Below are 5,858 nucleotides of genomic sequence, written 5' to 3' on the forward strand. Positions count from 1 at the left end.
GCCCGCCGGGGCCGGTTCAGGCGTCAAGCGCGCCGGCCTGGCCGGCTCCGGCGGCACGACGACCGGCTTCGGCTTGATGGGCGCGGGCTTCGGCCTGGCCGGAGCGGGCTTCGGCGCCGCCTCTAGCGGCGGCGCGGGCTGCGCCGCTTTGGCAGGGATGGGAGGCGCCGCCACCGGAACCGGAGGCGGCGCCGGATTCGGATCCGGCGAGAGCCACAGGGTTGCCAGCCGCACGGTGCGCTGCGCGCCGTCGGCCAGCTCCAGGTACAGGTGCAGGTGTTCCGATTCCACCTTGCCGAGCGAGGTGAGATGCAGGAACTGGCGCCCGTCGCGCCGCATCACCGACATCCGGAGCGTGGACAGCACCGCCGGCAGGCCGATATTGGCGCCGCGGTAGACGTCCGGATGCGCCAGGCGCACCTGGACCGGGTTGGCGGCGTCTTCCAGCATGGTGAGCTCGATGTCGGCCACCAGCGGCTGGCCGAGGAAGGAGCTCACCCGCGGTTCGCCGAGCTCGGCCGCCTGGGCAGCGCCGGCCAGCAGCGCGCAAGTCAATATCAGTGGAAGGCGGCAAGCCATAGGATGGAAGTAGTAGAGCCTGAGCGTAGTTAACGGACAATCGGCTAAACTCTTTAATCACAACCCTTCACCCACAGGACAGCCATGGAAAACAGGATTGAGAAGGACAGTTTCGGCCCGATCGAGGTCCCCGCGGACCGCCTCTGGGGCGCCCAGACCCAGCGTTCGCTCCACCATTTCCACATCTCGAACGAGAGATTAGCGCCGGAACTGGTCGCCGCCCTGGCCCAGGTCAAGCGCGCCGCCGCCGCGGTGAACCGCTCGCTCGGCAAGCTCCCGGGCGACAAGGCCGAGGCCATCATTCGCGCCGCCGACGAGGTGCTGGAAGGCCGTCATCCACAGGAATTCCCGCTGGCGGTCTGGCAGACCGGTTCCGGCACCCAGAGCAACATGAATATGAACGAGGTGCTGGCCAACCGCGGCTCCGAGCTGATGGGCGGCGAGCGCGGCGAGAAGCGCCTGCTGCACCCGAACGACCACGTCAACATGGGCCAGTCCTCGAACGACATCTTCCCCACCGCCATGCACGTGGCGGCGGCCATTGCCGTCGCCCAGAACCTGCTGCCGGCACTCAGCCAGCTGCGCGGCACGCTGCTGCGCAAGTCGCGCGACTTCGAGAGCATCGTCAAGATCGGCCGCACTCACCTGCAGGACGCCACCCCGCTCACCCTCGGCCAGGAATTCTCGGGCTACGTCGCCCAGCTGGAATTCGCGGAAAACGCGATCCGCGCCACCCTGCCCGGCCTGCTGGCGCTGGCGGCCGGCGGCACGGCGGTCGGCACGGGGCTGAACGCGCATCCGGATTTCGCCCCGCGCATCGCGGCCGAGCTCAGCTCGCGCACGGGCCTGTCCTTCAAGAGCGCGCCCAACAAGTTCATGGCGCTGGCCGGCCACGAAGCGATGGTCTCGAGCCACGGCGCCTTCAAGACCCTGGCTGCGGCCCTGATGAAGATCGCCAACGACGTGCGCTGGATGGCCTCGGGCCCGCGCTCGGGCCTGGGCGAGATCACGATTCCCGAGAACGAACCGGGCAGCTCGATCATGCCGGGCAAGGTGAATCCGACCCAGTGCGAGGCGCTTACCATGCTGTGCTGCCAGGTGTTCGGCAACGACGTCGCGATCACGGTCGGCGGCTCGCAGGGCAACTTCGAGCTGAACGTGTTCAAGCCCATGATCGCCCATAACTTCCTGCAAAGTGCCCGCCTGCTGGCCGACGGCATGCGCTCCTTCGACGAGCACTGCGCCCGGGGCATCGAGCCCAACCACGCCCGCATCGCCGAGCTGATGGAAAAATCGCTGATGCTGGTGACCGCACTGGCCCCGCACATCGGGTATGATCGCGCCGCACAGATCGCCAAGACCGCGTCGCACGACGGCCTGACCCTGCGCCAGGCCGCGCTGCAGTCCGGTTTCGTCACCGAGCAGCAGTTCGACGAGTGGATCGTGCCGATCGACATGACCCGGCCGGATACGGTCGAGTAAACTTTTTCGGGGCACCTGCAGGTGCCCTTTTCAATTCCCGAGGACAGCATGCAAAAAATAGATTTCGATTTGACAGCCGAGTTCGTCGAGCTGAACCAGCTGATGAAGCTGGTCGGCCTGGTCGACAGCGGCGGCGCCGGCAAGAACATGGTCGCCAGCGGCGCGGTGTCGGTCGACGGCAAGCAGGAACTGCGCAAGACCGCGAAGATCCGCGCCGGCCAGACCGTGACCGTGGGCGACGTGCAGATCCGGGTGCAATAAATCACCTAAAAACGCTTCGGAAAGGTGGCGGAAAACAGCGGGCTTATGTTTGCGCCCTAACAAACAGAGCGGGGCTTCCTTGTTTATATTTTAAGTCATCAGGATTGACTTATATAACCGGCCATAGGTGAAGCCATGGAAACCCCGAACCGCGCCCAGTCCCAGGAGCAGCTCATCGGAGACCTGCGTCTCGTCATCGAGAATGCGGAAGAGCTGCTGAAAAATACCGACCACTACACCAGTGCGCTGTACCAGAACGCACGCGCCAAGCTGGCGCTGGCGCTGGAAGCGGCCAACGAGGAACTGGCGCGTTTCGAAGACGCCCAGCTCGAGCGCATGATGGCCGCCACCCGCGCCGCCAACGAGCGTTACTGCGACCGTACCGGCGAGCAGCGCATCCTGCGCGCCTTCCACTAGTCTACGAGCCGGGGCTGTCCCGGTTGGCGTCGTCTGCCGCAATCGCGGCCACCACGCCGAGCCTGAACCAGCCCTGCAGCATGGCGCCGATGTCCGGCGTCCCCTCATCCGCCGCTGCGGCGGCCAGCGCGGCGTCGAGCGCCGTGCCGAAGCTGGCGCCCGCCGCCAGCCGATCCAGGGCCGCGACTCCCGCTGCGCTCTCCTCCACCACCTCCACCCGCCAGCCGCGCCGCACCACCAGTACCGTGCAAGGCGCGTCGGCGTGCGCCGGCAATGGCGGACCGCCCGGCTGGTGCGCCTGCCAGAGCGCGGCGATGGCCCAGGGGCTGCGCAGCAGGCTCACCGAGGGATGCAGGGTGAAACGGGCGGCGTCCAGGGCCTGCGGCGACATCGCCGCCAGGGCGGCCAGGCCGAGCGGCGCCACGTCCGGCGCCAGGTAAGCGCGGTGGACCACCCACTCGAGCCGCGCGACGTCGGGCAGGTAGGGATAAGGCGCGGCCGGCGCGAATCCGGCAAGGAAGCCCGCGAAACGCGCGCCGAAGTTCGCCAGGTCCGGGTCTTGCGACGGCGCGGCCTTGCCGTAGGCACGCGCCAGGCCGGCGAAGAATTCTTCCCCCACCAGCTGGCGCAGGACCGGGTAGGCCTCGCCCAGGGCGCGCTCCCATCCGGCGCTCAGGTTGCCGCGGTACAGCGCCAGACGGTCCACCCCGCCCTCGCTGAGGAAGGGCCGCAAGGCGGCTTCGTGGCTGCGGTCGAACAGCGCCGCCCCAAAGCGCTGCTGGAGCGTGGCGAGCGCCTCGTCCCTTGGTGCCGGCGGCACCGGTGGCCGGATCACCGGGGCAAGGGCGGACGGCTCGGGGTAGTTCTGGGCGATCGCATCGGCCCTGGCCGCCTCCGCCAGCAGGCTGTCGATCGGCGGCAGCTCGGCATCCCATTCCACCAGGGTCGGCACCCGGCCGAAACGCGCCAGCGCGGCGCGGTACAGGTCCCAGACCGGTTCGGCCACGGCGGCGCCGTGGTGGTCGACCAGGGCCAGCGTCGTCTCCAGGTGGCCGGCCAGGTGGATTTCGCCGACGCTGCCCACGGGGAGCGCGGCGATGGCGGCGCGCGCGTCTTCGCCGTGGTTGCGCTGGTTGACATACAGGTTGTTCACGTCGAGCAGGATGCCGCAGCCGGTGCGGCGCGCCAGTGCGGCCAGGAACTCGGCTTCGCTCATGGTGTCGGCGCGAAAGCGCACATAGGTCGAGACGTTCTCGACCAGCAGGCGGCGGCCCAGGCGTTCCTGCACCCGATCGACCCGCTGGCACAGCAGCGCCAGGGCGGCGCTATCGAGGGTCAATGGCAGCAGGTCGTTGAGCTGGCGGTCGGCCAGCGCGCCCCAGCTTAGGTGTTCGGAGACGAGGAAGGGATCGACCGCCTCGACCAGGGCGCGCACGCGCTCCAGGTGGGCATCGGAAAATCCGCGCGCCGAGCCGAGCCCGAGCCCGACGCCGTGCAGGCTGACCGGATAGTCGCGCCGCAGCTCGCTCAGCACGTGCCAGTCCCAGCCAGCACGGGCAAGGTAGTTCTCGCTATGGACTTCGAGGAAGCCGACCGGCGGGCGCCTGTCGAGGAAGGCGCGGTAGTGCGGCGTGCGCAGGCCCACGCCGGCCGCAGTGCCTCCGCCCGGGGCCGCAGCGGGGGCGGACATGATTACTTCTGGACGTCGGCCTTGGCCGGCTCGGTCTTGTCCTGCTTGGCCTTGCCGGCTTCGAGCGAGCCGCCGAGCTGCGTGCAGGTGCCCTTGGCGACGAACTTCCACTCGTTCGCGTCATTGTCGACCTTGGCGACACCGGCGCAGCCGTGGGTGGCGGTGCCGCAGTCGTTCTGGCCGGCCTTGGCGACGCCGTAGCAGGCTTCCTGGTCGGCCTTCGGCACGCCCATCTGGTCCTGGGCGGCGGCGTGGGCGCAGACGCCGGCAAGGGCGGCGGCGATCAGGGCGTGGCGGTTGGTCATGCGGTACTCCTGGATAGCGGGTAAAGAAGCAAGTTACGCTGTCGTATTGATCTTGTTCCCCAGGTGCGGCGGCAGGTTCGCCGACTGCACCGCCGGCAGCGCTGCGAGCAGCTGGGTGGCGGTGGCTTCCTGGATCTGCTGGGCCTTCTTGAAGACGGCGAGGCTCACTTCCTGGCGCTGGCCGGTTTCTGCGATGCTGGTGGACAGCTTGGCGATGCTGGACACATCCATGTCGTTCTCCCATTAAGGCGTATCCACCATTTACGGCAGCCCGTGGAAGAACTTTAGACCTTCAGCGCATCCATTTCTGCAGCCAGGCCAGCACTTGATCCGGATCATTCAGGTCCAGCCAGGCCGGCCCGCCCTCTCCGCCCGGCGGCGGCGCATCGGAGGCCACAGCCAGGATGTCGGGATCCTCCGGATACAGGGCCGGCCGGCCCAGGCTCGGGCGGAACACTTCCAGCTTGGGCATGCGCTCCCACTTGTAGCCTTCCACCAGGGTCAGGTCGGCCGGCGCCAGCCGCGCCAGGTGCTCGGCCAGCGGCGGCTCCTGCCCCCCGCGCAGTTCGCGCAGGATGGCGACGCGGTAGGGAGACGCCAGCATCACCTCGGCCGCTCCCGCCATGCGCAGGCGCGCGCTGTCCTTGCGCGGCGGCTCCAGCTCGACGTCGTGGTGGCTGTGCTTGACGACGTTGACCCGCAGTCCCCGCCCCGCCAGGCGGCCGATCAGCGCCTCCAGCAGCGAGGTCTTGCCGCTGCCGGACCAGCCGACCACGCCCAGCACCGGTCCCACTTCAATAGGCGACACGATAGCGGGAGCCCCGGTAATTCATGATCGCCGCCTTCGGCAGCAGGCGCTCCAGCACCAGTCCGGGCGCGACTTCCTCGCCCTCGCGGCGCAGCATCTTGTCGACCAGCAGCAGGCGCTCGGCGGGATTCGGCGAATAGATATAGCCGCCGAAGCTGACCTTCGGGATCTCGCGCTGCACCGATTCCGGCAGCGACTGCAGCGGGCCGATGTGGTCCTCGGCGGAGGGCGCGGCCGGCGCCGCGGCCACCAGGACCGGACGCGCCGGTTCCGGCAGGGCCTCGACCGGTTCGGCGCGCGGCGCCTGCTTCGGCGC

General features: G+C 68.8%; 8 protein-coding genes and 1 pseudogene. 3 read left to right on the forward strand and 6 right to left on the reverse strand.

Translation table 11 applies throughout. From position 1 onward, the window contains the following. Nucleotides 1-555 (reverse strand): annotated as a pseudogene (locus B2R83_RS02600) (hypothetical protein); the annotation flags it as partial. Nucleotides 556-663: 108 nt separating this feature from the next. On the opposite strand from B2R83_RS02600, the gene fumC reads away from it, so the two are divergent. From fumC to B2R83_RS02615, 3 genes are all read left to right on the forward strand, one after another. Continuing rightward, on the forward strand, nucleotides 664-2,061 hold the full coding sequence (gene fumC, locus B2R83_RS02605) for a class II fumarate hydratase (RefSeq protein WP_292038144.1): 1,398 nt from the start codon (nucleotides 664-666) through the stop codon (nucleotides 2,059-2,061). Between the two features lie 48 nt (nucleotides 2,062-2,109). Further along, the gene (locus B2R83_RS02610) at nucleotides 2,110-2,322 is read left to right on the forward strand and encodes an RNA-binding S4 domain-containing protein (RefSeq protein ID WP_036216050.1); all 213 of its coding nucleotides are present in this window, start codon (nucleotides 2,110-2,112) and stop codon (nucleotides 2,320-2,322) included. 135 nt (nucleotides 2,323-2,457) lie between these two features. Continuing rightward, nucleotides 2,458-2,739, forward strand: a complete 282-nt coding sequence (locus tag B2R83_RS02615; RefSeq protein WP_027864855.1) for a DUF883 family protein — start codon at nucleotides 2,458-2,460, stop codon at nucleotides 2,737-2,739. A gap of 1 nt (nucleotide 2,740) precedes the next feature. On the opposite strand, the gene B2R83_RS02620 is transcribed toward B2R83_RS02615, so the two are convergent. From B2R83_RS02620 to B2R83_RS02640, 5 genes are all read right to left on the reverse strand, one after another. After that, on the reverse strand, nucleotides 2,741-4,429 hold the full coding sequence (locus B2R83_RS02620; RefSeq protein ID WP_292038145.1) for a DUF692 family multinuclear iron-containing protein: 1,689 nt from the start codon (nucleotides 4,427-4,429) through the stop codon (nucleotides 2,741-2,743). 2 nt (nucleotides 4,430-4,431) lie between these two features. Next, the gene (locus tag B2R83_RS02625) at nucleotides 4,432-4,734 is read right to left on the reverse strand and encodes a DUF2282 domain-containing protein (RefSeq protein WP_209588164.1); all 303 of its coding nucleotides are present in this window, start codon (nucleotides 4,732-4,734) and stop codon (nucleotides 4,432-4,434) included. A gap of 33 nt (nucleotides 4,735-4,767) precedes the next feature. Beyond that, nucleotides 4,768-4,965 (reverse strand): YjfB family protein, encoded by a 198-nt coding sequence (locus tag B2R83_RS02630; protein ID WP_027864857.1) that lies wholly within the window; start codon nucleotides 4,963-4,965, stop codon nucleotides 4,768-4,770. A 61-nt stretch (nucleotides 4,966-5,026) separates the two neighbouring features. Then, a complete protein-coding gene (gene mobB, locus B2R83_RS02635; protein ID WP_292038146.1) occupies nucleotides 5,027-5,542 on the reverse strand; it encodes a molybdopterin-guanine dinucleotide biosynthesis protein B in 516 nt (171 codons plus the stop codon). Beyond that, the coding region (locus B2R83_RS02640) for a general secretion pathway protein GspB (RefSeq protein ID WP_292038147.1) at nucleotides 5,529-5,858 on the reverse strand (330 nt) is incomplete at its 5' end. The genes B2R83_RS02640 and mobB, both read right to left, overlap by 14 nt.

This window comes from Massilia sp. UBA6681 (assembly GCF_002454935.1).
Classification (GTDB): domain Bacteria; phylum Pseudomonadota; class Gammaproteobacteria; order Burkholderiales; family Burkholderiaceae_D; genus Telluria; species Telluria varians.